Annotated in this window: 21 protein-coding genes; 11 read left to right on the forward strand and 10 right to left on the reverse strand. The window is 75.7% G+C overall.

The features are described from left to right. Nucleotides 1-236 precede the first annotated feature (236 nt). Nucleotides 237-1,412 carry a PP2C family protein-serine/threonine phosphatase gene (locus M1O15_RS19645; RefSeq protein WP_248635261.1) on the reverse strand — a complete coding sequence of 392 codons (1,176 nt, stop codon included), beginning with the start codon at nt 1,410-1,412 and terminating at the stop codon, nt 237-239. After that, entirely contained in the window at nt 1,412-2,521 is a 1,110-nt protein-coding gene (locus M1O15_RS19650; protein WP_248635262.1) for an aromatic acid exporter family protein, read from the reverse strand. Before M1O15_RS19650 ends, M1O15_RS19645 begins: the two co-directional genes overlap by 1 nt. 334 nt (nt 2,522-2,855) lie before the next feature. Between M1O15_RS19650 and M1O15_RS19655 the strand changes: the two genes are divergently transcribed. After that, nucleotides 2,856-3,056: a hypothetical protein gene (locus M1O15_RS19655; RefSeq protein ID WP_248635263.1), complete on the forward strand. Its 201-nt coding sequence runs from the start codon at nt 2,856-2,858 to the stop codon at nt 3,054-3,056. 217 nt (nt 3,057-3,273) lie between these two features. On the opposite strand, the gene M1O15_RS19660 is transcribed toward M1O15_RS19655, so the two are convergent. Next, the gene (locus M1O15_RS19660) at nt 3,274-3,666 is read right to left on the reverse strand and encodes a hypothetical protein (RefSeq protein WP_248635264.1); all 393 of its coding nucleotides are present in this window, start codon (nt 3,664-3,666) and stop codon (nt 3,274-3,276) included. Nucleotides 3,667-3,861: 195 nt separating this feature from the next. On the opposite strand from M1O15_RS19660, the gene M1O15_RS19665 reads away from it, so the two are divergent. The 3 genes from M1O15_RS19665 to M1O15_RS19675 are packed head-to-tail and all read left to right on the forward strand — an operon-like array spanning nt 3,862 to nt 5,865. Beyond that, nucleotides 3,862-4,302 carry a helix-turn-helix domain-containing protein gene (locus tag M1O15_RS19665; protein WP_248635265.1) on the forward strand — a complete coding sequence of 147 codons (441 nt, stop codon included), beginning with the start codon at nt 3,862-3,864 and terminating at the stop codon, nt 4,300-4,302. Further along, on the forward strand, nt 4,299-4,805 hold the full coding sequence (locus M1O15_RS19670) for a regulator component (RefSeq protein ID WP_248635266.1): 507 nt from the start codon (nt 4,299-4,301) through the stop codon (nt 4,803-4,805). The genes M1O15_RS19665 and M1O15_RS19670 overlap by 4 nt, the downstream gene beginning before the upstream one ends. Continuing rightward, nucleotides 4,798-5,865, forward strand: a complete 1,068-nt coding sequence (locus M1O15_RS19675; RefSeq protein WP_248635267.1) for an MAB_1171c family putative transporter — start codon at nt 4,798-4,800, stop codon at nt 5,863-5,865. Before M1O15_RS19670 ends, M1O15_RS19675 begins: the two co-directional genes overlap by 8 nt. A gap of 157 nt (nt 5,866-6,022) precedes the next feature. On the opposite strand, the gene M1O15_RS19680 is transcribed toward M1O15_RS19675, so the two are convergent. Both M1O15_RS19680 and M1O15_RS19685 read right to left on the reverse strand, forming a co-directional pair. Continuing rightward, on the reverse strand, nt 6,023-7,528 hold the full coding sequence (locus M1O15_RS19680) for a bifunctional phosphatase PAP2/diacylglycerol kinase family protein (protein ID WP_248635268.1): 1,506 nt from the start codon (nt 7,526-7,528) through the stop codon (nt 6,023-6,025). Between the two features lie 146 nt (nt 7,529-7,674). Further along, nucleotides 7,675-8,835, reverse strand: a complete 1,161-nt coding sequence (locus tag M1O15_RS19685) for a baeRF2 domain-containing protein (protein WP_248635269.1) — start codon at nt 8,833-8,835, stop codon at nt 7,675-7,677. 204 nt (nt 8,836-9,039) lie between these two features. Between M1O15_RS19685 and M1O15_RS19690 the strand changes: the two genes are divergently transcribed. Further along, on the forward strand, nt 9,040-9,627 hold the full coding sequence (locus M1O15_RS19690) for a TIGR03086 family metal-binding protein (protein WP_248635270.1): 588 nt from the start codon (nt 9,040-9,042) through the stop codon (nt 9,625-9,627). A gap of 125 nt (nt 9,628-9,752) precedes the next feature. Here the strand turns inward: M1O15_RS19690 and M1O15_RS19695 are convergent, their stop codons facing one another. Both M1O15_RS19695 and M1O15_RS19700 read right to left on the reverse strand, forming a co-directional pair. Beyond that, complete coding sequence (locus tag M1O15_RS19695; protein ID WP_248635271.1) at nt 9,753-10,298, reverse strand: type 1 glutamine amidotransferase domain-containing protein; 546 nt, start codon at nt 10,296-10,298, stop codon at nt 9,753-9,755. Nucleotides 10,299-10,357: 59 nt separating this feature from the next. Then, nucleotides 10,358-10,732 (reverse strand): DUF2795 domain-containing protein, encoded by a 375-nt coding sequence (locus M1O15_RS19700; protein ID WP_248635272.1) that lies wholly within the window; start codon nt 10,730-10,732, stop codon nt 10,358-10,360. A gap of 196 nt (nt 10,733-10,928) precedes the next feature. On the opposite strand from M1O15_RS19700, the gene M1O15_RS19705 reads away from it, so the two are divergent. From M1O15_RS19705 to M1O15_RS19720, 4 genes are all read left to right on the forward strand, one after another. Beyond that, complete coding sequence (locus M1O15_RS19705; RefSeq protein ID WP_248635273.1) at nt 10,929-11,243, forward strand: hypothetical protein; 315 nt, start codon at nt 10,929-10,931, stop codon at nt 11,241-11,243. 308 nt (nt 11,244-11,551) lie between these two features. Beyond that, a complete protein-coding gene (locus M1O15_RS19710; protein WP_248635274.1) occupies nt 11,552-12,346 on the forward strand; it encodes an RNA polymerase sigma factor SigF in 795 nt (264 codons plus the stop codon). A gap of 215 nt (nt 12,347-12,561) precedes the next feature. Then, entirely contained in the window at nt 12,562-13,812 is a 1,251-nt protein-coding gene (locus M1O15_RS19715) for an aminotransferase class I/II-fold pyridoxal phosphate-dependent enzyme (RefSeq protein WP_248635275.1), read from the forward strand. Nucleotides 13,813-14,555: 743 nt separating this feature from the next. Beyond that, nucleotides 14,556-15,611 (forward strand): MBL fold metallo-hydrolase, encoded by a 1,056-nt coding sequence (locus M1O15_RS19720; protein ID WP_372499515.1) that lies wholly within the window; start codon nt 14,556-14,558, stop codon nt 15,609-15,611. 33 nt (nt 15,612-15,644) lie between these two features. Here the strand turns inward: M1O15_RS19720 and M1O15_RS19725 are convergent, their stop codons facing one another. Both M1O15_RS19725 and M1O15_RS19730 read right to left on the reverse strand, forming a co-directional pair. Then, nucleotides 15,645-16,271, reverse strand: a complete 627-nt coding sequence (locus tag M1O15_RS19725) for a DedA family protein (protein ID WP_248635276.1) — start codon at nt 16,269-16,271, stop codon at nt 15,645-15,647. After that, a complete protein-coding gene (locus M1O15_RS19730) occupies nt 16,268-17,044 on the reverse strand; it encodes an MBL fold metallo-hydrolase (RefSeq protein WP_248635277.1) in 777 nt (258 codons plus the stop codon). The genes M1O15_RS19725 and M1O15_RS19730 overlap by 4 nt, the downstream gene beginning before the upstream one ends. A gap of 416 nt (nt 17,045-17,460) precedes the next feature. On the opposite strand from M1O15_RS19730, the gene M1O15_RS19735 reads away from it, so the two are divergent. Both M1O15_RS19735 and M1O15_RS19740 read left to right on the forward strand, forming a co-directional pair. Then, on the forward strand, nt 17,461-19,593 hold the full coding sequence (locus M1O15_RS19735) for a phage holin family protein (RefSeq protein ID WP_248635412.1): 2,133 nt from the start codon (nt 17,461-17,463) through the stop codon (nt 19,591-19,593). A gap of 66 nt (nt 19,594-19,659) precedes the next feature. After that, a complete protein-coding gene (locus M1O15_RS19740) occupies nt 19,660-21,018 on the forward strand; it encodes an amino acid permease (RefSeq protein WP_248635278.1) in 1,359 nt (452 codons plus the stop codon). Between the two features lie 225 nt (nt 21,019-21,243). Here M1O15_RS19740 and M1O15_RS19745 read toward each other — a convergent pair whose 3' ends face one another. Continuing rightward, nucleotides 21,244-22,143, reverse strand: a complete 900-nt coding sequence (locus M1O15_RS19745; protein ID WP_248635280.1) for a LysR family transcriptional regulator — start codon at nt 22,141-22,143, stop codon at nt 21,244-21,246. Between the last annotated feature and the right edge of the window lies 1 nt (nt 22,144).

The raw sequence follows: 22,144 nt of genomic DNA on the forward strand, positions 1-22,144 counted from the left end.
GAGGCACCGGGGCGCGGAGGGCCCGTACGGGCGCACTGCCACGGCGTCCACCTCGAACAGCTTCCCCGGCAGGGCGAGCGCGGCCGCGCCGCGTGAGGTAGCCGTCCAGGCGGACGAGGGCCACGGATGCCCATGTCCGGGCCCGTGTCTTCCACGACCATGCCTTCCCCACCCGCTGCCTCGCGCCGGCCGTGGGCGCGCTGGTGTCGGCGCTGGAGCTTCGAGGGGCGGTGAGGTCACGGCCGCCCGTCGACCAGACCTCCTTCCTCGTCGGGCAGGCGTTCGATCGCGACCAGTGCCGCATCGTCGTCGAGATCGCCCTGGACGTGGTGCAGAAGGTCCCGGCGGAGGGCGGTGACCATCGCCTGAAGCGGCCGGTCCGCATGGGCGCGGACGTGTGCGGCCAGGTCGTGGAACCGGCCGCCGCGGTCCCGGGCCTCGATGAAGCCGTCGGTGTACAGCACCAACCGGTCGCCGGGGGCGAACGGCACGGTCTCGGCGACCGGGCGGGCGTCGAGCAGGTCGCCCAGTCCCAGTGGCGCGCCGGGCTGGTCCGGCTCGTGGGGCCGTACCGCCTCCCCACGCAGGACGTACGGTTCCGGGTGGCCGCAGTGCACGATCCGGGCCACCGGTTCGCCCGGCGGGAACTCCACCAGGAGGGCGGTCGCGAACCGTTCCGCGAACAGGGCGCCCGCACGGTCCTGGTGCGGCGTCCCGCCCAGCGCGGCGATCTGGCGCCGGGCCCGCTCGTCCAGTTGCTCCGACACCTCGGTCAGGTCGGCCTCCCGGTAGGCGAGTTCACGGAACGCGCCGAGCAGTGTCGCCGAGGCGTCCACGGCCGTCAGGCCCTTGCCCCGGACGTCGCCGATGAGCACTCGCGGGCCGAACGGGGTGCGCAGCGCCTCGTAGAAGTCGCCGCCGATCCGCGCCTCCGACTCGGCCGGCAGATACACGCCGCGCAGCTCCAACGGGCCGATCCGGGGCGGGAGCGGGTGCATCAGCGCGCGCTGCGCGGTCTCGGCGACCGAACGGACCCGCCGGAGCTGCGTCTCCCGGCGCTGCCGCAGGGAGCAGGCGGCGAGCGAGGCGAGCCCGGCCACGACCAGCGTGGCGAGGGTGACCTCCCCGTCCGGACGCCCCCAGCGCCCCGAGTCCGCCTGCAGCAGCGCGGTGACGGCGAGGGTGGCCGCGCCGACCGTCGCCGTCGCCCGGCAGGACAGCAGCGCGGCGGCCAGCACCGGCACGCCCGCCATCACCGGCAGGACATGCAGCCAGTCGGGGGTCAGCAGGTCGGTCACGGCGACGACCAGCATGAGCAGCACGGGTGCCGTGCCGGGGAGCAGGGGCGGGTGACGGTGGTCGCGCTCGGTGCCGGTGTCGCGGGGGCGCGTGGTGGTGTGCGGTGAGGTCATCATCGTGGGGAGAGCCGTTGGAGGGTGCAGGGGCGGTGGGGCCGGGCGGGCGGCGCGGGCGCGGGTGCCGCGAGACGGTCGAGGACCGCCCCGAGGTGCTCCAGCAGACGGGGGTCCCCGGCGGTGCCGGCGGGCGGGTCGCCGTCCGTCGTGGCCAGCCGGGCGAGGGCGTGCCGGGTGGCGGGCAGCGCGGGGTGCGGCCGACCGCCCCGGCAGGAGTAGACGCAGAGGGCGGCCGTGCGCAGCAGGCGCGGGTAGGGATCGGGGCAGGGGGTGCCGGTGGTGCCCGGTGTCCTCGCTCCGGTGGCGGCCGCCGGGTGGGCGTCCAGGAGACGGCCCGTCGCGGCGGCGCGGTCAGCCGCCTCGGTCAGGCTGTGCAGCACCTGGTGGTCCAGGTGCCAGCGGCGTCGGCGGGCCGTCGGGCGGACGTTCCAGCGCAGGCTCTCATGGGCCTCCTCCACGGCCTTGCGGGCGCGGCCCAGCGCCGTGTCGAGGTCGTCCTGCCAGGTGGGGCCGAGGACATCGCGCGGGCGCCGGTGCCGGGCCGCGGCGTCGGCCAGGCCGTCGAGGTGCCGGGCGGTGAGCAGGCGCAGGTCGTCCAGGGCCCGCTCGGCGGACCGTACGCGCACGGCCGGGAACAGCAGCGCGCCGCAGGCCAGACCGAAGGCCATGCCCAGCACGATCTCCGCGAGGTGGGAGCCCAGCTCACCGGGGTGGCGGCCCCGGACCATGGCGAAGGTGAGCAGCGCGGTCGTCGGCACGTGCAGGCCGTAGTGACCGAGGAAGCCCTGCCGGGCCGGCAGTACGGAGGCGAACGCGACCAGGCCGAGACCGGCCGTCGTGGGCTCCACGTAGAGCGCGCCGGGTATGGCGACAAGGACTCCGAGCAGACAGCCGGCGGCGTAGCGCAGGGCGGCGCCGGCGGTGCGCACCACGCTGGTCTCCACGATGAGCACCGCCGCGACGGCGCCCGCGTACGGCGCGGGCCTGTGCAGCAGCGTCGCGCACGTCTGCCAGGTCAGCCCGGCGGCCACCGCGGCCCGGGCGGCCTCGGCACGGCCCGCGCCCCCGATGCGCCTGGCGAGCCCGGAGAGTGCTGTGCCCCGCATGCCTTACCCGCCTCCTTCCCCCACCGCGCGATCACCGTCCGGTCGCCGGGACCGCTCAGCGGCCCGGGCACGGCCGCCAAGAGTAATAGGACATATGGGGATAGATGCAAATAAGGGAGGCGTATAGGATCCCTGCCCAAGCCTTATGGGCCGCACGGGTGTTCACGCCCCTGACGGCTGACTGCCAGCGCTCGCCCATGGACTGCGAGACCGCCGCTCGGGGGGAGGCTGTCGACGGAAAACCGCATGCCCGAAGGCTCGTACGGTCGGACGCTGATCACCTCGCGGCCGCCTGGAAGGCCGCCTACGGGCGCAGCCCGAATCCGGTGGGGGCGTGTACAGCGAGGCCGCCGAGGCCGTCGAGGCCGTGGCCCACGCCGTCGTCCAGCTGGACAACGCCAAGGCCGCGCTCGGCACCATGCCCGGCGAGATCGGCAACGCCCGGCACACGTTCGCCACGGTGATCCCGGCACCAGCCGCCGGCGACCCCATCGCCGTGGCCGAGGCGATGACGCCTGCCCTGTGGCAGGGGTAGACCTCCCGGCACGGTGGCCAGAGCGGCACCGTGCCGGACGCCCCGGAGGCCGCCCGGGCGGCGATTCACCTCGCTGCGGCGCTCGTGCAGTGGTTCATCTCCGGCGCCGGCCCGGCCCTGGGCGGCGGCCTGAGGGCCCCCCGTCCCGCCTCCGGCCCGGGCTTCGCCTGGTCGGTGGCCGGGCGTCGGGGGGCCTGGGTCAGTCGGAGGCCCTGGGTCAGCAGAGCTTCCGCTCGGCGGACTTGACCTTGTTGCCGGTCGAGCTGAGCGTCTCGGTGAAGTAGGTCGCGTTCCCGTCGCAGCCGGCGACGACGGACATGTTGCCGTTGCCGAACTGGGCGTGGGTGCGCGAGCCGACCGTGACATCGCCCTGCAGGAACCGCTTCTTCTGCACCCTGACCGTGAGCGTCACCCGGCTGGTGCCGCAGCCGGTACGGCTGCCCACACCGACGATGGTGCCGCCGGCGCCCGCCTTCGGGGCGTCGGCCCCCAGGCTGCACGCCGCCGCGGAGGCCGGGGTGGCGGCTGCCGGGCCCGCCACCGCGATCCCCGCGACCACCATCGATCCGGCCATGACGAGCGCTCCCAGGCTCCGGGAGATGGGGTTCATAGGACTGCCTCCTGATCGGCGTGACCGGTGAGGGGCGCCGGCCCCCGTCCGGCCGCCCCGGCGGCGGGTCTCCTCCGCGTGGAGGAGACCCGGCCGCACGGCAGAACCGTAGACACCCCCAACTGGCCCGTCAACAATAATAAATGAGATGCCGTCACCTCATTCACCTCAGTTGACGACGGTAGGATGGGTGCCATGGCAGAGGACAGCGTCGACGGACCACTGGCGGCGAAGGTGAACCGCCTGTTCAGCACGGTGCGCCGGTTGCCCGACGGAAACGAGTACACCTTCGAGGAGGTCGCGGGCGCGATCAAAGCCCAGGGAGGCCCCACCATCTCGGCCACCTACCTGTGGCAGCTGCGCAAGGGGCTGCGCGACAACCCGACCAAGCGCCATCTGGAAGCCCTCGCCGGATTCTTCGGCGTCCCGCCCGCCTACTTCTTCGACGACGCGGAGGCGGAGCGCATCGACGCCGAACTCGCCCTGCTCGCCGCCCTGCGGGACGCGCCGGTACGGCAGATAGCCCTCCGAGCCCGGGGGCTGTCCCCCAAAAGCCTCGACGCGATCAGGGACATGGTCGACCACGTCCGCGCGCTGGAAGGGCTGCCCGACCCGGCCGGCGAGCCGGACCGGTGACGCGGATCAGCCGCCGCGGGCTGCGGCGGCGCTGCACCACCGCGCTGCGCGAGCTCGGACTCCCGGACACCTTCGACCTACCCGCGCTGTGCGCCGCGCTCAGCGCCTCCCGCGGACGGCCGTTGCGGCGCATGCCCGTACCCGGCCTGCATGACGTGTGCGGACTGTGGATCGCCACCGACAGTGCCGATCTCATCGCCTACGAGCAGCACACCAGCGCACCCCACCAGGACCACATCGTGCTGCACGAGATCGGGCATGTGCTCTGCGACCACTTCCCGGCCACCCTCAGCGCCGCCGAGCAGGCGCGGCTGCTGCTGCCCGGGCTGGATCCGGCCCTGATCCGCCGGGTGCTGGGCCGCACCGGCTACTCCAGCACCGAGGAACGCGAAGCCGAGTACCTGGCCTCCCTGCTGGGCGAGCGCACCCGGCCCGCGGACCCGGACACCTCCGCGACCGGCCGATTGCGCTCGGCACTGGAGGGCGGTCACCGCGGTGGGTGAGGTACTGCGCCGCTACGGCCCGGCGCTGCTGGCCTGGGGCATGCTGCTGTGGCTGCGACCGAGCCCCGCGCCCGGCCGTCGGCTCGTACGGCTCTGCGTCCTCGGCCTCGCCCTCTCGCAGACGCTGCTCACCCCCGCCGCGATCCACCTCACGCACGCCGCGGGCATGGGCGGCGTGGAGAGGCTCGCCGGCCACCTCGCCATGCTCCTCGCCTGCTGGGCCGGCGCGCAGCTGCTGCTGCGTCTGCGGGGACACCAGGCAGGCGCCCGCGCCAACCCGATCTGGGCGATCACCGCGGGCAGCGTGATGACCCTGCTCTTCGCCCTCACTCCCGACCTGTACCCGCGGTCGCCCTGGGTCATGGAGTACTGCGTCGCCTACGCCGTGGCCCTGCTCCCGGAACTTCTGGTCATCGCCCTTCTCTGCCTGCGTGAACGGCGGGCGGCCCCGGACCGGACCCTGCGGCTCGGTCTCTCGCTGATCATCGCCGGGACCCTCGCCGCGGCCTGCTACATGGCCAGCCGGACCGCGGTCGCCGTCGCCGCCCGGACCTCCCTGGACTTCTCCCCGGGACAGGGGTTCGCCCTGAGCAAGGCGCTGCCGACCGCGGCACACCTGCTGGTGCTGGCCGGGGTGACCGTGCCGGCGGCCGCCACCTGGCTGCGCCGGCTGCGGCGCTACCGCCGGCTCCGGCCGCTGTGGCTCGCCCTCTACCAGGCCGAACCCGCCATCGCCCTGGAGCCTCCGGGACCACTGCGCGCGGTGGCGGACCTCCCCACCCGGCTGCGCCTGTACCGGCGGGTGATCGAGATCCGTGACGGCCTGCTCGCGATCCGCCCCTACCGGCCCACCACCCGGGGCCAGGACGACGGACGCGACCACCACGCGCGCGAGGCCTTCGAGATCGCGGCCGCGCTGCGCGCCCGCGCGGCCGGGGAGCGGCCCCGATCCGACGCGTTCGGCACATCCGGCGGCCACGACCTGAGCAGCGACACCGACTACCTCTGCCGGCTCGCCGACGCCTACCGCGCCCTCACCCGAGCCGACCGGAGGCGATGACCGCTACGACACACATCTACGTCCTGCCGCAGATGAGCGAGGTCCCGGATCGGATCAGGGTCCCCGGCCGCTGGGCGGACGGCCCAGGACCCGGCCCGACCACGCCGGCGGCGACAAGGGCCTGCGGTTCCCGACGCGACCGCCGCTGCCCGCGAGGTCACAGCTGCGGGCGGTAGACCGCCAGCGCCTCGTCCTCCTTGTCGAGCAGCAGTTCCGCCGGCGCCTCGGTGACCTCGCCGTCGTAGGCGAGCGGGGTCCCCGGGGCCAGCCCGGAGATTGTGAACCGGCGCAGCTTCTCGGCGGCGTGCACCGGCGACTTGCTCAGCGGACCGGCCAGCGCCGCCGCCGTCAGCCGCAGCCCGGGCAGCCGCCCGCCGTGCACCACCCGTACGTCCAGCAGCCCGTCCGCCAGGTCGTAGCGGCGGCCCGGGGTCGGCCCCATCCGCCGGTAGACGCAGTTGCCGGCGAACAGCATCCACAGCGGCCGGTGCTCCCCGCCCACCTCCGCCTCCAGCGGATGCCGTCCGCGCAGCACCCGCAGCGCCGCCAGCACCCCCGCCGACCAGCCGCCGATCCGGGGCGACCAGCGCTCCCGGCGGCGCACCAGCTCCGGGTAGACGCCCAGGCTGAAGGTGTTGAGGAAATAGCCGTGCTCCGCCCCGTCGGGGCCGGGGGAGAAGCGCCCGAGGTCCACCCGGACCGCATCGCCTGCGGCCAGTGCCCGGCAGGTGTCGTGCACCGACTCGATGCCCAGGTCATAGGCGAAGTGGTTGAGCGTGCCGCCGGGGAAGACCGCCAGCGGCACGGCGTGCTTGGCGGCGACCGCCGCCGCCCGGTTGACCGTGCCGTCCCCGCCGAGGACGCCCAGCGCCCGGAAGCCGCCGTCGCCGGCGGCCTTCTCCAGGGTCTCGGCCACCTCGTCCGGCTCGACCTCCATCACCCGGGCCAGCGGCAGGGCGTCGCGCACCAGCGCCGCCGCCTCCGAGGAGCCGGACGCCCGGTTGGCGACCACCACCAGCCCGTCGCCGCCGGGCAGCGCGGGCACATCGGCGTGCGGCCGACCGGGCGCGGGCAGCTGGTCGCGGGTCGGCACCATGCCCCGTACCGCGAAGGCGCACCCCACGCCGAGCGCCGCCCCCACCAGGACGTCGCTCGGATAGTGCACCCCGGTGTACACCCGGGACAGCGCCACCGCGGCGGCCACCGGCGCCACCGCGGCGCCCCAGCCCTTGGACTCGAGCAGCACCCCGGTGGCGAACGCCGCCGCCGAGGCGGAGTGCCCGGACGGGAAGGAGGTGGTGATCGGCTGCCGCTTCAGCTGCCGCATCAGCGGAACGCTGTCCAGCACCGGCCGGTTGCGCCGCACCGAGCGCTTGGCCACCGTGTTGACCGCCGCCGAGGCCAGCGCCAGCGAGGCCGCCCCGCGCACCGCCGCCCGCCGGGAGCGGGTGCCGCGGCCCAGCAGGACCATCCCGGCCGCCGTGCCGAACCAGAGCAGTCCGTGGTTGGCGCTGCGGCTCAGCCGTGGCAGCACGCGGTCGCCGCCCGGCCAGTGCCGGGCGGCGACGCGGTAGAAGACGTCGCGGTCCCACTCGGAGAGGGTGGCGGCGACGCGGGCACGGACGGAGTCGGCCGCGGGCTGTACGGCGTACGCATCGGACATGCCGTCCGCGTACCCCGGCCCGGCCCCGGCACGCGCCCGCGTCGAACGCCTGCGCACCGGCGGTGCGCGGTCCCGGTCGGGGCAGGGGTCGGGGGTCGGCCGGTGCCGGTACGCGGGGCCCCTCGCGTACCGCTCGGCCGGCGGGCTCAGCCGGCGCCGGTGTGCGCGGCCTCGCGCTCGCCCTCCGCGTACGGCCAGCGCAGCAGCGCCCCGAGGCCGCCCACGGGCACCTCCTCGTCGTCCTCCGGGCGCACCCGCAGGACCTCGGCGCCCGCCATCACCGCCGAGCGCAGCAGCGCGTCGTCCGCCCGGGCCGGCAGCGGATCGCGCTCACCGAGGTAGTGGGTGTCGCTGCGGCGCACCGCGATCTGGTCCGGCTCGGCGCCCACCCACACCTCGCGGTGCGCGTCCGGCCCCTCGGTGCGGACCAGCAGCTCGGCGATCCGGTGCTCCCGGGCCGCCTCCACCAGCGCCGGCACGCCCTCCGCGGCCGACGGACCGCCGCCGGTGTCCGAGCGCGCCGAGCGGAAGCGGTCCAGCTCCTGGTCGGCGGTACGGCGCAGATGCTCCTCGCGGGCCGCCTCCACGTCCTCGTCCAGCAGCCGGGTGCCCGCGCCGTCGGCCCGGCCGCCGTGCTCGCTCTCCACGGCCAGCGGCCGTACGTCGGCGGGCAGCCGGTCATGGACCGAGCGCCGCTCCCGGGCGTCACCCGCCAGAACGATCAGATCCGCGCCGGTCTCGTGCTCGCACTCGGCGACCGCCTCGGCGATCGTCCGCGCGTTCTCCTCCCAGGTGTTCTCCACGCTGGTCTGGAAGTGCCGTTCGGACCAGTCCGCCGAGGCGGTGCGGTGCACCGGCCAGTCACGGCCCTGCACCGTCCCGGCCAGCCGCTCGCCCCCCGGCCCGCGCAGCTCCAGATCGGCCCCGGTGCGGTCGATGTAGGCGACCAGGCAGACAGGTTCCGCGGCGGCCAGGTCCAGCAGCGGGCCGAGCCGGGGCAGCGCCGCCCAGGTGACCTCCGCGGGCGCCAGGGGCCGCCGGCTCAGCGGCGGGTCCAGCACCACCTCGCCGTGCGCGGCGAACACCGCCCGCCCCTGCTCGTGCGGCGGCCGCCCGCTGGTCAGCGCCTCGTACACGGCCCGCGCGGTGTCCTGGTCGCAGCCCTGCCCGAGCAGATCCTGGCAGGCCTCACGGGCCTGGAGCTCGCGCCGCTCCGCCGCCGACTCGTCGATGACGGAGGTGTCCAGATAGATGCTGGCCCACGGCCCCGGGCGGTCGAAGAGGCTGGTGAGGAAGGAGAGTTGCATGGATCTGATCCCTCCAGGATCGGTGGATCGTCGTGCACCGGCGACGAGTACCCGACGACCTGCCCGCCACACAGCTCACCCCCGCCGCCTCCGTTGCGCGGCCCGGCCGGTGCCGGGTCGCCGCCGGGCCGGTGTCGGGCAAGAGTGGTCGGGAACCCGGTACTCGCATGCGCCTGACTGTCCGACCTGGAGGTGGCGACCGCCATGCCCAACCCGCACGTCCCGTCCGAGCTGCCCGCCCGGCACGCCGAGGCGCTGGAGCTGTTCAGCGCACGGGTGCACGCCATCGGCGCCGACCAGTGGGACGACCCGACACCCTGCACCGACTGGTCCGTCCGCGAGTTGGTGAACCATCTCGCCGGCGAGCAGCTGTGGGTGGTGCCGCTGGTGCGCGAGCACCGCACCATGAAGGAGGTCGGCGACGCCTTCGACGGCGATGTCCTCGGCGAGGACCCGGTCGCCACCTGGGACGAGGCGGCCGCCGCCGCCCGCGCGGCCTTCTCCGAGAAGGGCGCCCTGGACCGGGTGGTCTCCCTCTCGTACGGGCAGACGCCGGCCACCGCCTACTGCGCCCAGATGGTCACCGACCTGGTGGTGCACGCCTGGGACCTGTCCCGGGGCATCGGCGCCGACGAGCGGCTGCCGAAGCCGCTGGTGGACTTCGCCCTGCGGGAGGTCGGCCCCCACGCGGACGCCCTGGCCGGCAGCGGGCTGTTCGGCCCGGCGGTCGACACCCCGGACGGCGCCGACGACCAGACCAGGCTGCTGGCCCTCACCGGCCGCGAGGCCTGAGAAGCCCGGGAGACACGGCAAGGCTCCCCGTACACGGCGAAGCTCCCGTACACGACAAGGCTCCTCGTCCGCCGCGCGGGACGAGGAGCCTTGCCGCGGGAGGCCCGGTGACGGGCGCCCGCCGGTCAGCCGGCCGAGGCCTTGGCGAACTCGGCGGTGAACGCCTCGTTGAACGCCTTCAGGTCGTCCGGCTTGCGGCTGGTGATCAGGGTGCTCGGCTCGGACGTGCACACCTTGACCTGCTCGTCCACCCAGGTGCCGCCCGCGTTCTGGATGTCGGTCCGCAGGCTGGGCCAGGAGGTCAGGGTCCGGCCCCGCAGGACGTCCGCCTCCACCAGGGTCCACGGGGCGTGGCAGATCGCCGCCACCGGCTTGCCCGCCTCGAAGAAGCCCTTGACGAAGGCGACGGCCTTCTCGTCCGTGCGCAGGAAGTCGGGGTTGGCCACCCCGCCCGGCAGGACCAGTCCGTCGAAGTCGGAAGCCGACACCTCGGAGACCGTCCGGTCCACCGGGAAGGTGTCCGCCTTGTCGAGGTGGTTGAAGCCCTGGATCTCACCGGAGTCGGTGGACACCAGGACCGGGGTGTCGCCGTTCGCCTTGACGGCCTGCCAGGGCTCGGTCAGTTCGACCTGCTCGACGCCCTCCGGCGCCACCAGAAACGCGATCTGCACGGTGTACTCCTCGTTTCTTCCTCGTCGTCCTTGTCCGTCTTCCGCCCCGCGCCGCCCGCTCAGGCGGGGTGGGGCCGGCGCTCCAGCGCCACGGCCACGTCCTGCACACTGCGGTAGGTGTCGTCCCGGGGGAGCTGTGCCACCCGGTCCGTCAACCGGTCGGGGGCGTGCCGTTCGCGCAGGATCCGCAGCAGGTCACCGCGGTGCGCCGGGAACGGCGTACGCGCCAGGAACCGGGCGAGCTCCAGCCGCAGCGCCTCGAACGGGTCGGCCGGCACATCCCGCGACGCCAGCCGCGGGTCGTCGTCGGCGATCGGCTCGGGGTCGTGCCACTCCTCGCTCCGCGTGGGGTGACCGGATCGGAGCAGCCCCTTGAGCTGGTGCTTCATCTCGTCGTCCTGGCGGCGGCTGAGCCGGTCACTGCCTCGCTGCATGTGCGCCCTCCATGTTCCTCGGGGTTCTCGGGGTTCCTCGGCTGCGGTCGCCGGGCCGGGTACCCGGCGATACGGAGGCAAACACGCCGGTTGGCCCGGGTTCGGGAGGTCTTCCGGAGGCGACCGGGCGAGGGCCCGGTTTGAGACCGCCCCGCAGCGGAGACCCGCTGCGGAACGACGGGAAGGAACAGGGTCGATGGGACTCATCACCGTACTGGTGCCCCTGCTCATGCCACCCGCCATGCTCGGCGGACTGATGGCCATGGGCCGGTACGAGGACTACATCCTTCCGCGCAGAGACCCCGGCCCCGAGCCCGCCGCCCGCCCCGCGCCGGTGGCGGCCCGCTCGGAGGCCACCGCACCGGCCGGTGCCGCCCCCGCGACCCCCGGGCCGTCGCCCCGGCCCCGGGCCCGCCATGCCCGTCCGGCCGAACTGGCCGGCACGCTACGGCGGCGCCCGCGTCCCGTCGGCAGGCGCTCGCACGCGGCACCCGCGACCGCGGGCGGCTGACCGCGCCCCGCCCGCCCCCGGCCCCGTACCGCATCCGGTACGGGGCCGGCGGCCGTCACCCGGACGGCAGATCCACCGCAGCCGCGACGCGCCCTCGATGAGCGGAATCGTCCCGTTACGGCCAGCATGGAAAGAGGAGTTTGCCGGGTTCGGCCACGGGCATGCGCACCTCGTGCTTCGGACCGGAGGCACGTCCCCGGAAGCGGCCCGCCGCTTCCCCGGGCGTGCGTGTCCGCGCCCGGGGAAAGGAGCTCTTCCTTCCAGGGTGTCAGCCAACCGTCAGCGCCGTTCAGGGAGCTGAAAGCCACATGCCTATCCTCGCTCACACGAAGCACCCGCACGACGACGCCCCCGACACGGCCGAGGCCTTCCAGCGGATGGCGGACCTCCCCGAGGGCGAGGAACGGGATGCCGTCCGACAGGACATCGTCCGGGCCTGGCTGCCCATGGCGGACCGGCTCGCCGGCCGCTTCCGCAACCGCGGCGAGTCCCTGGAGGACCTGAAGCAGGTCGCCGCCCTCGGGCTGGTCAAGGCGGTGGACCGGTACGACCCGACCCGCGGCGCGGCCTTCGAGAGCTTCGCGGTGCCGACCATCACCGGCGAGATCAAGCGGCACTTCCGCGACCACATGTGGACCCTGCACGTCCCCCGGCGCGTCCAGGATCTGCGGGGCCGGGTCCGCACCGCCTACCAGGAGCTCTCGCACACGGTCGGGGGCCGCGCCCCGACCGTGGCGGAGATCGCCAAGAAGGCGGGGATGACGGAGGAGGAGGCGATGGCCGGTCTTGAGGCCCTGGACAGCTTCACCGCCCTCTCGCTCGACGCCGAACTGCCCGGCACCGAGGACGGCTACACCCTGGTGGACGCGCTCGGCGGACCCGATCCGGCGCTGGACACGGTGATCGACCGCGAGGCGGTCAAGCCCCGGCTGGCCAAGCTGCCCGAGCGCGAGCAGCGCATCCTCTACATGCGGTTCTTCCGCGATATGACGCAGAGCCGGATAGCGGAGGATCTCGGCATCTCCCAGATGCACGTGTCCCGGCTGATCAGCCGCTGCTGCAACCAGATGCGCGAGGAGATCATGCGCGACTCCGGCGCCTGAGGCCCGCCTGAGGCCGCTCCCTCATCGCCCCGGCCCCGTGGGCCCGGCCCGCGCCGCGGCCGGACCCACGGGGCCGCCTCGTGCCCGGGCGACCGGATGCCCCCGAGCGGCGGGGCGCGCGGAACCTCCGTATAAAGAGGCCAGGGGGACGGCGGTGGACGCCCCTGGCCGGACGGCGGTCCGGGGCGGCGACGGTACGGCGGAGGTGAGCGCGTATGCGGCAGCCGGTCACCGAGGGGCGCGGCCCGGTGCGCTACGGGCCGCAGCCACCGGGCCCCGCGTCCGGGCTGCCGGTGCTGCCCGAGCTGGCCGACGTGGTCGCCGCCGCGGCCGGCAGCGGGGAACCCGCACCGCCCGGCGGCGGCCCCGAGCTGTGCGAGGCGGCCGGGGGCTACTGGCGGCGGCGCGGGGTGCACTGCGGGCCGAACGACCTGGCCGCCGCGCCCGGCGCCCCGGTACTGCTCTCCGCGATCATCGCCGCGCACGACGGCGACCTGTTGCTGCCCCGGCCCTGCCCCGCCTGGTGGGCGCCGCAGGCCCGGCTGCTGGGCCGGCCCGCGTACCACGTGCCCGTCCCGGCCGAGTGCGGCGGCGTGCCCGACCCGTACGCCCTGCTGGAGACCATCCGCCGGGTACGGGCCGAGGGCGGCCGCCCCGGGCTGCTGCTGGTCTCGGTCGCCGACGACCCCACCGGCACCGCGGCCCCGCCCGAGCTGGTGCGCGAGGCCTGCGAGGCGGCCGTCGGCGAGGGGCTGCACATCGTCAGTGACGAGACCTGGCGGGACACCGCGCACGACCCGGGCGGCACCGTGCTGGTCAGCCCCTCCGAGATGTGCCCCGAGGACACCACCGTGCTGGCCGACCTGGCCGGCGCGCTCGCCCCGGCCGCCTGGCCCGCCGCCGTCGCGCGCTTCCCCGCCGGAGAGCGCGGCGCCCGCTGGCGGGCCGACGCCCTGGACCGGCTCACCGCGCTGGGCGCCCAACTGGCCGCGCCGGTCGCCGCGGCCGCCACCCACGCGCTGCGCGAGCCCGCGCCGGTCGCCGCCCGGGCCGCCGCCTCGGCCGCCCTGCACGGCCGGGTGGCCGCCGCCGCCCACCGGACGGTGCTGGCCAGCGGCGGGCTCGCCCGGCCACCGCAGGCCGGACGGTGCCTCTACGCCGACCTCACCCCGCTGCGCGGGCAGCTCGCCGCCCGCGGGGTGACCGACGCCATGGAGCTGGAGGAGTACCTCGGCGAGGGGCTCGGCTTCCCGGCGCCCGGCGGGCACCGGTTCGGCGACGACCTCGGCGCCCTGCGGGTACGGCTGGACACCGCCCCGCTGCTGGGCGCGCCCCCCGACCCGGGCGGCCGGGCCCTGACCGCGGACGACCCGCTGGAGCTGCCCGAGGTGGCGGCCGCGCTGGACCGGCTCGCGGCCGCCTTCCACGAACTGCACCGCACCCCGGCGAACGGAGCTGGCCGATGACGGAACGGACCGCCCCCACCGGCCCCACCGACCCCGACCCCACCGGCCCCAGCGACGCCGCGCATACCGCCCCCGCACCCGCCAGCCCTACCGGCCCTGGCCCCACCAACACCGCGCCTACCGGCCCCGCCAACCCCGCGCCCACCGACGCGCCGCCCGCCGAAACGCCCGCGTCCGCCCATCCGGCCGTACCCGCCAGCCCTACCGGCCCTGGCCCCACCGATGCCGCGCCCAGGGACGCCGCGCCCACTGGTCCCACCCATGCCGTATCGGCCGGCCCCGCGCCCACCGACGCACCGCCCACCAAACCCACTGGCCCCACCCATGCCGTATCGGCCAGCCCCGCGCCCACCGACGCGCCGCCCGCCGAAACGCCCGCGTCCGCCCATCCGGCCGCACCCACCAGCCCTACCGGCCTCGGCCCCACCGATGCCGCGTCGAGGGACGCGCCCACCGGCCCCGCCAACCCCGCGCCCACCGATGCCGGTCCCGCCGATGCCGGGCCCACCGGCCCTACCCGTGCCGTATCGGCTGGCCCCGCGCCCACCGACGCGCCGCCCGCCGAAACGCCCGCGTCCGCCCATCCGGCCGCACCCGCCAGCCCTACCGGCCCCGGCCCCACCAACGCCGCGCCCACCGATGCCGGTCCCGCCGACGCCAGGCCCACCGGCACCACCCATCCCGTATCGGCCGGCCCCGCGCCCACCGACGCACCGCCCGCCGAAGCGGCCCCGTCCACCGAAGTGCCCGCAACCGCCCATCCGCCCACGCCCCCCGAGGGGCCCGCGCGGGCCCCTCGGCCGCCCGCCATTCCCGGGGCGGTCGCCGGGGCTCTGGGCCCGCATCCGCTCGCCCACCCGCATCTCCGCCCCTGGCCCCGCTCCTTCGCCGACCGGCTCACCGCGCCGCTGCCCGGCGTACGGGCCATGGCGCGACTGGCCCGGGAGGGCGCCATCCGGCCCCGGGCGGACGGGCTGCACGACATCCCCCATCTGCCCTTCGAACCGGAGCCGCTGCCCCCGGTCGGACCGGACACCACCGCCGTCACCTGGGCCGGGCACGCCAGCTGGATCGTCCGTACCGGCGGACTGACCCTGCTCACCGACCCGGTCTGGTCCCGCCGCATCCTCGGCACCCCGGCCAGGATCACCCCGGTGGGGGTGCGCTGGGAGGAGCTGCCGCCGATCGACGCCGTGGTCGTCAGCCACAACCACTACGACCACCTCGACGCGCCCACCATCCGCCGGCTGCCCCGCACCACCCCCGTGTTCGTCCCCGCCGGGCTCGGCCGCTGGTTCCGGCGCCGCCGGTTCAGCCGGGTCACCGAGCTGGACTGGTGGGAGTCGGCCGAACTCGACGGGGTGCGCCTCGACTTCGTCCCCGCCCACCACTGGTCCCGGCGCGGTGTCGCCGACACCTGCCGCACCCTGTGGGGCGGCTGGGTGCTCACCGCCCCGGACGGGCGGAAGGTCTACTTCGCCGGGGACTCCGGATACGGCCACTGGTTCGGCGAGATCGGCGCCCGCCACCCCGGTATCGACCTCGCCCTGCTGCCCATCGGCGCCTACGCCCCCCGCTGGTGGCTGCGGGATGTGCACACCGACCCCGAGGAGGCCGTCCAGGCCTTCCTGGACCTCGGCGCGCGGAACATGGCACCCATGCACTGGGCCACCTTCGTGCTCTCCGCGGAACCCGTGCTGGAACCGCTCACCCGGGTGCGAGCCGCCTGGCGGCGCGCCGGACTGGCCCGCGAACGGCTCTGGGACCTGCCGGTCGGCGGCTCCCGCGTACTGCCGTAGCCGCCGTAGCCACCGTGACCGCTCCGGGACGCCTCAGGCGTGGCGCCGGCGGCGTTGCAGCCGGTGCCACAGCCACGGCACCGCGCTCACCAGCACCGTCAGCGCCACCGCCGCCGCGACCCCCTCCCACGGCTCGGCGAACAGCGAACCGCCCAGGATGCCGATCAGCTGGTACGTCAGCGCCCACGCCAGGCAGGCCAGCAGATTGCCCCGCAGGAAGCGGCTCAGCGGCAGCTCCGCCAGCAGGCAGGCCAGCATCACCGGGATGCGGCCCGCCGGGACCAGCCGGGACAGCACCAGCACCGAGATCCGGTGCTCGTGCACCTTCTCCTGGGCCTGCTCCAGCCGCTCCGGCGCCGCCCGCCGCTTCAGCGCCGCCAGCCACTTCGAGCCGTGCTCGGAGTGCACTCCGCGCCGGCCCAGCCAGTACAGCGCCACATCCCCGGCGAAGGCCGCCGCCGAGGCCACCGCGAACACCGCCAGCAGCGGCAGCGGCGGCGCCGCCTGGTGGAAGGCGACCACGGCCGCCGAGCTGACGATCGCCCCGGTCGGCACCACCGGCACCAGCGCGCCCAGCGCCACCAGCAGGAACAGCGACGGATAGCCCACCGCCGACTGCGTACCCGGCGACGGCAGCTCGCCCAGCAGCGTCTCTATCAACGCCCCACCTCCGGGCGCACACTCTGCCCGTGCTCCAGCCGGTGCACCACCGTGCCCGGCGCCAGCCGGGCCGCGTGCCGGACGAACTCCTCGCCGGGGGAGTGGAACTCGTGCGGCCGCACCCCGTCCATCCCGATCGGCCAGTACGTGCCGTAGTGCACCGGCACCGCCGCGCCCGGCCCCAGCGCGGCCAGCGCCTCGGCCGCCCGCCGCGCGTCCAGATGGCCCGGGCCCAGGAACGGCCCCCAGCCGCCGACCGGCAGCAGCGCCACATCCACCGCGCCCACCGCCTCCGTCATCGCGTCGAACAGCCCGGTGTCCCCGGCGAAGTACGTCCGCGCCTCCCCGGCGACCACATAGCCCAGCGCCGGTGCCCGCTCCCGGCCCACCGGCAGCCGCCGCCCGTCATGGCGCGCCGGCACCGCCCGCACCACCAGCGGGCCGACCTTCACCTCCTCACCCGCCGCCACCTCGGTCAGCCGCAGCACCCTGGCCAGCCGCCGCAGCCCCGGCACCGCCCGCGGCGCGCCCCTCGGCACCACCACCCGGGTCCCCGGCGCCAGCCGGGCCAGCGAGGGCAGATGCAGATGGTCGGAGTGCAGATGCGACACCAGTACGGCGTCGGCCCGGGCCGCCTCTTCGGTCGGCACCGCCCCGCGCCGCCGCCGCAGATGCGCCAGCCGCCGCGCGAACAGCGGGTCGGTGAGCACCCGCGTCCCCGAGTCCTCGACCGTGCAGGTGGCGTGCCCCCACCATGTGACCTCGACCGCCACCCGTCCGTCCTCCTCGCTCCCGCGGCCCGTCCGCGCCTCCGGCCACCGCCGGACGCCGCCCCGTCACCGCGCCTACCGGGCTCCTTCGCCCCAGCGCCCGAGCCTAAACACGCGGCTGCCGGGCCCCGCGCGGCGGGGAGTAGGGTCATCCGCATGCACGGTGTACGTATGGCGAGCCCGACGCCACTGGAGGAGCCGGATCCCGCCGCGTGCCCCCGAGGAGCGCGCCGGCCGTGAGCGACGAGCAGCAGCGCGAGCCCGGCACCCCCGGCAGAGCCTCCGCAGACCCCTCCCCGTACGACTCCGGGCAGTGGGCCGCGTACGATCCGCACGCCCTCGCCGACCATCCGGCCGAGCCGGACGCCCCCGAGGCCCACCTCTCGGCCTTCGGCCACCGGCGCTCTTCCTCGCCCGGGATGCGCCGCGCCCTGAAGACCGCCGGGGCCACCCTGCTGCGGGTCACCCTGGTCTGGGCCGCCTCCAGCCTCACCCTGCTGGCGCTCGCCGGGATCCTGCCCGATGTCCAGCTCCAGTCCGAGGACGGCGAGTCCATCACCCGCACCGCCGTCACCGCCGCCTGGGCCGCCGGCGCCTTCGGGCTCCTCGGCGCCCTGGTCTGGCCCCTGCTGGTCCGAGCCCTGCTGCTGGTGCCCGCCCTGGTCCTCGGGCTGCTCGGCTTCGCCATCAACGGCTCCCTGCTGCTGGTCGCCCTCTGGGTCATCCCCGAGCGCGGCGGCGAGGCCGACCCGCGGGACGCCGTGGTGGTCGCCGCCGTGATGTCGGCCGTCGCCTCCGCCACCTCCACCGCCCTCGCCGTCCGCGACGACGCCGCCTACCGCCGCCGGCTCCACCGGCTCGCCGGCCGCCGCCGCACCGCACCCCCGGACGGTGCCCCGGACGCCGCCCCCGGCACCCTCTTCCTCCAGCTCGACGGCGTCGGCTGCCAGGTGCTGCGGGACGCCGTCGCCGACGGCACCATGCCCACCGTCGCCTCCTGGCTCGGCACCACCCACCGGCTCACCCCCTGGCGCACCGACTGGTCCAGCCAGACCGGCGCCAGCCAGCTCGGCATCCTGCACGGCTCCAACCACGACGTCCCCGCCTTCCGCTGGTACGAGAAGGACACCGGCCGGACCATGGTCAGCAACCGCCCCGGCAGCGCCGCCGAACTCCAGCGCCGCGCCATCGAGCGCACCGGCGACGGCGGACTGCTCACCCTGGACGGCGCCAGCCGCGGCAACCTCTTCAGCGGCGGCGCCGACCAGCTGGCCCTGGTGCTCTCCGTCTCCGCCCGCCGGGGCCGCCGCAACCGCTCCCGGGCCGGCTACTTCGCCTACTTCCGCGACCCCGCCAACGCGGTGCGCACCGCGCTCTCCTTCGCCGCCGAGGCCTTCCGCGAGATCGGCCAGTCCACCCGCGCCCGGCTGCGCGGCGACCACCCCCGGGTCGGCCGCGGCGGGCTCTACCCGCTGATCCGCGCCTTCGCCACCACCGTCGAGCGGGACGTGGTGGTCGCCGCCGTCATCGGCGACATGTTCTCCGGCCGCACCGCGATCTACGCCGACCTGGTCGCCTACGACGAGGTGGCCCACCACTCCGGACCGCGCAGCCGCGACGCCGCGGCCGTGCTGCGCCGCCTCGACCGCTCCATCTCCCTGATCGCCGAGGTCGCCGCGCACGCCCCGCGCCCCTACCGGATCGTGCTCCTCTCCGACCACGGGCAGAGCCCCGGTGAGACCTTCGAGTCCGCGTACGGGCTGAGCCTGCGCGACCTGGTCCGGTCCGGCTGCGGACTGCCCGTACCCCGGCACGCCCAGCGCCGGACCGGCGGCGCCGAGGCCCGCGACACCCTGCGCAGCGCGGTGCACCTGCCGCCCCCCGAGGACGAGGAGGCGGGCCCCCCGCCCGAACACGGCACCGACCCCGTCGTACTGGCCTCCGGCAACCTCGGCCTGGTCTCCTTCCCGGACATCCCCTACCGGGCCTCCAGGGAGGAGATCGACCGGCGCCACCCCGCGCTGCTGCGCACCCTGGCCGACCACCCCGGCATCGGCTTCCTGCTGGTCCGCAGCGAGCGGCACGGCTCCCTCGTCCTCGGCCCCGACGGGGCCGAGGTGCCCGTGGACGACCTGGCCGACGACCAGGGCCCGCTGGCCGGCTTCGGCCCCGGCGCCGCCGACGCCGTCCGGCGCACCGACTCCTTCCCGCACACCGCCGACCTCATGGTCAACTCCCGCTACCACCCGGCGACCGGCACCGTGCACGCCTTCGAGGAGCAGATCGGCTCGCACGGCGGCCTCGGCGGCGAGCAGTCCCACGCCTTCCTGCTCTGGCCGGTGACCCTCACCCCACCCGTCCCGGACCCCCAGCCCGCCGGCTCCGCCCTGGTCGGCGCCGAACAGGTCCACCGGGTCCTCCGCCGCTGGCTCACCGAAGGCCCGGGACCCCAGATACCGGTGGACCGCACGGCGCAGAATTCACCGCCGCACACACGCCCCAGCGAAGCATTTCCGGTCACCAGCCGCGTCACGCCGCACAAAAACGACTGATTTGGTGCAGCCTTCGCCCTACCCCGAGCATGTTCGGGTTTGCACGGCGAAAGGCGCACCACCCTCATGACCACGCTCAACCCCCCGGTCACCCCCGACGAGCAGAGCAGGCACTCCCGGCGGTTCGGCCTCCCGGTCGCGACCGCCCTGGTCATGGGGAACATCATCGGCGGCGGCATCTTCCTGCTCCCCGCCTCCGTCGCCCCCTACGGCACCATCAGCCTGGTCGCCTTCGGCGTGCTCACCGCCGGCGCCCTCACCCTCGCCCTGGTCTTCGGCCGCCTCGCCGAGAGGCACCCGCAGACCGGCGGCCCCTATGTCTACGCCCGCGAGGCCTTCGGCGACTTCGCCGGCTTCCTCACCGCCTGGTCCTACTGGATCACCACCTGGGTCTCCAACGCCGCGCTCGCCGTCGCCGCGGTCGGCTATCTGGACGTCCTGATCCCCGTCCGGCACTCCACGGCCGCCACCATCGCCGCCGCCCTCGCCGTCCAGTGGCTGCCCGCCCTCGCCAACCTGGCCGGCACCCGCTACGTCGGCGCGGTCCAGCTCACCGCCACCGTGCTCAAGTTCGTCCCGCTCCTGCTGGTCGCCGTCGGCGGGCTGTTCTTCTTCGACTCCGCCAACCTCGGCCCCTTCCAGACCGGTTCCACCAGCGCGGCCGGCGCGATCTCCGCCTCCGCCGCGATCCTGCTCTTCAGCTACCTCGGCGTGGAGTCCGCCGCGGTCAGCGCCGGCGAGGTCCGCGACCCCCGCCGCAACGTCGGCCGCGCCACCATCCTCGGCACCCTCGGCGCCGCGAGCCTCTACCTCCTGGGCACCCTCTCCGTCTTCGGCCTGGTCGCCCACGACCGGCTCATCGGCTCCAGCGCCCCCTTCACCGACGCCGTCAACGCCATGTTCGGCGGCACCTGGGGCGGCACCGCCGTCGCCTGCATGGCCCTGGTCTCCATGGTCGGCGCCCTCAACGGCTGGACCCTGCTCAGCGCCCAGACCCCCTACGCCGCCGCCCAGGACGGCCTCTTCCCCCGCTTCTTCACCCACAAGCGGCGCGGCGTCCCCACCTACGGCGTCCTCACCACCGTGGTGCTCGCCTCCCTGCTGACCGTCTACAACTACACGGCCGGCCCCGCCGGGGTCTTCGAGACCCTGGTCCTGGTCACCACCTTCACCGCCACCGTTCCGTACCTGCTCTCCACCGCCGCCCAGATCCACTTCCTGCTCACCGGCCGGGCCGACCGCGTCAACCGCCCCCGCCTCATCCGGGACGGCGTCCTCGCCCTGCTCGCCTTCGCCTTCTCCCTCTGGCTGGTCGCCGGATCCGGCTACGCCGCGGTCTACCAGGGCGTGCTGTTCCTCTTCGCCGGGGTCCTCGTCTACGCGGTGATGGCCGCGCGGGCCAGCCGGCGCCGCCCGGTGGCGTAACCCGCGTCGCCCGGTCGGGCGTTTCCCGGCGCGTAGCCGTCCGAGGGGCCCGGCCGCGGGTTACAGGCCCCCCATGACCAGCACCGCCGGGCCCGCCTCCCACGCGCCGCGGCGTCCGGCCGGTGCGGGCCATCGGCCCGGTAGTGCGCGACCACGGCGAGACGGGTCACAGACCCACCCGCGCCGGCGAACCCACCGGCCCGCAGTCGAACACCCGGCCAGGCACTACGCCGCGGACGCCGCCAGCGCCTCCAGCACCGGCCGTACCAGCGGATGCGCCTCCGCCCCGCGCCGGGTCGCGGCGAAGACGCGGCGGTAGGCGCCGGGCCCCGAGACCGGGCGGACGACCACGTCCTTCAGCTCCATCCCGCTCAGCGCCGAGCGCGGTACCAGTGCCACCCCGGCCCCCGCGCCCGCCAGCGCCACCGCCGCGCGGAAGTCGTCCGAGGAGTGCAGCACCCGGGGCGAGAAGCCGGCCAGCTCGCAGGCGAGGGCGACCATGTCGTGGCAGGGGTTGCCCGGGTAGGGCGCGATCCAGTCGCAGTCGGCCAGCTCGGCGACGGCCACCGTGGGGGAGACCGACAGCGGGTGCCCGGTGGGCAGCACCGCGTCGAAGGGTTCGGCGTAGAGCGGGACGCGGGCCAGCCGAGGGTCGCCGTCGCGCGGGGCGCCCCGGTACTCGACGGCGACCGCGAGGTCCGCCTCCCCGTCCAGCACCATCGGCAGGGACGCGTCGCCCTCGGCGTCCCGGACGCGGACCCGGATGCCCGGGTGGCTCCCGGCGAGCCGGGCGATCGCCGGGGCCAGCACCTCCGCGATGCCGGTGGCGAACGCGGCCACCACCACCTCGCCCCCGGTCCCGGCGGCGTAGGCCGCCAGCTCGGCTTCGGCGCGTTCCAGCTGGGCCAGCACCTCGTTGGCGTGGTTCAGCAGGATCTCCCCGGCGGAGGTCAGGGTGACGCCCCGCCCGCTGCGGTTGAGCAGGGTGTGCCCGGTCTCCTGTTCGAGCGCGGCGAGCTGCTGGGAGACGGCGGAGGGGGTCAGATACAGCGCGGCGGCCGCGGCGGTCACCGTACGGTGGTCCGCCACGGCCCGCAGGATGCGCAGACGGCGGGGGTCGATCACC

This window comes from Streptomyces lichenis (assembly GCF_023218175.1).
In the GTDB taxonomy this organism is placed as follows: domain Bacteria; phylum Actinomycetota; class Actinomycetes; order Streptomycetales; family Streptomycetaceae; genus Streptomyces; species Streptomyces lichenis.

Bases quoted from the DNA above. Each gene is read 5' to 3' on its own strand.
- M1O15_RS19650 (WP_248635262.1), bottom strand. From the start codon at position 2,521: ATGCGGGGCACAGCACTCTCCGGGCTCGCCAGGCGCATCGGGGGCGCG.
- M1O15_RS19660 (WP_248635264.1), bottom strand. From the start codon at position 3,666: ATGAACCCCATCTCCCGGAGCCTGGGAGCGCTCGTCATGGCCGGATCG.
- M1O15_RS19740 (WP_248635278.1), top strand. From the start codon at position 19,660: ATGACCACGCTCAACCCCCCGGTCACCCCCGACGAGCAGAGCAGGCAC.
- M1O15_RS19715 (WP_248635275.1), top strand. From the start codon at position 12,562: ATGCGGCAGCCGGTCACCGAGGGGCGCGGCCCGGTGCGCTACGGGCCG.
- M1O15_RS19665 (WP_248635265.1), top strand. From the start codon at position 3,862: ATGGCAGAGGACAGCGTCGACGGACCACTGGCGGCGAAGGTGAACCGC.
- M1O15_RS19690 (WP_248635270.1), top strand. From the start codon at position 9,040: ATGCCCAACCCGCACGTCCCGTCCGAGCTGCCCGCCCGGCACGCCGAG.
- M1O15_RS19735 (WP_248635412.1), top strand. From the start codon at position 17,461: ATGCGCCGCGCCCTGAAGACCGCCGGGGCCACCCTGCTGCGGGTCACC.
- M1O15_RS19645 (WP_248635261.1), bottom strand. From the start codon at position 1,412: ATGACCTCACCGCACACCACCACGCGCCCCCGCGACACCGGCACCGAG.
- M1O15_RS19685 (WP_248635269.1), bottom strand. From the start codon at position 8,835: ATGCAACTCTCCTTCCTCACCAGCCTCTTCGACCGCCCGGGGCCGTGG.
- M1O15_RS19710 (WP_248635274.1), top strand. From the start codon at position 11,552: ATGCCTATCCTCGCTCACACGAAGCACCCGCACGACGACGCCCCCGAC.
- M1O15_RS19700 (WP_248635272.1), bottom strand. From the start codon at position 10,732: ATGCAGCGAGGCAGTGACCGGCTCAGCCGCCGCCAGGACGACGAGATG.
- M1O15_RS19680 (WP_248635268.1), bottom strand. From the start codon at position 7,528: ATGTCCGATGCGTACGCCGTACAGCCCGCGGCCGACTCCGTCCGTGCC.
- M1O15_RS19705 (WP_248635273.1), top strand. From the start codon at position 10,929: ATGGGACTCATCACCGTACTGGTGCCCCTGCTCATGCCACCCGCCATG.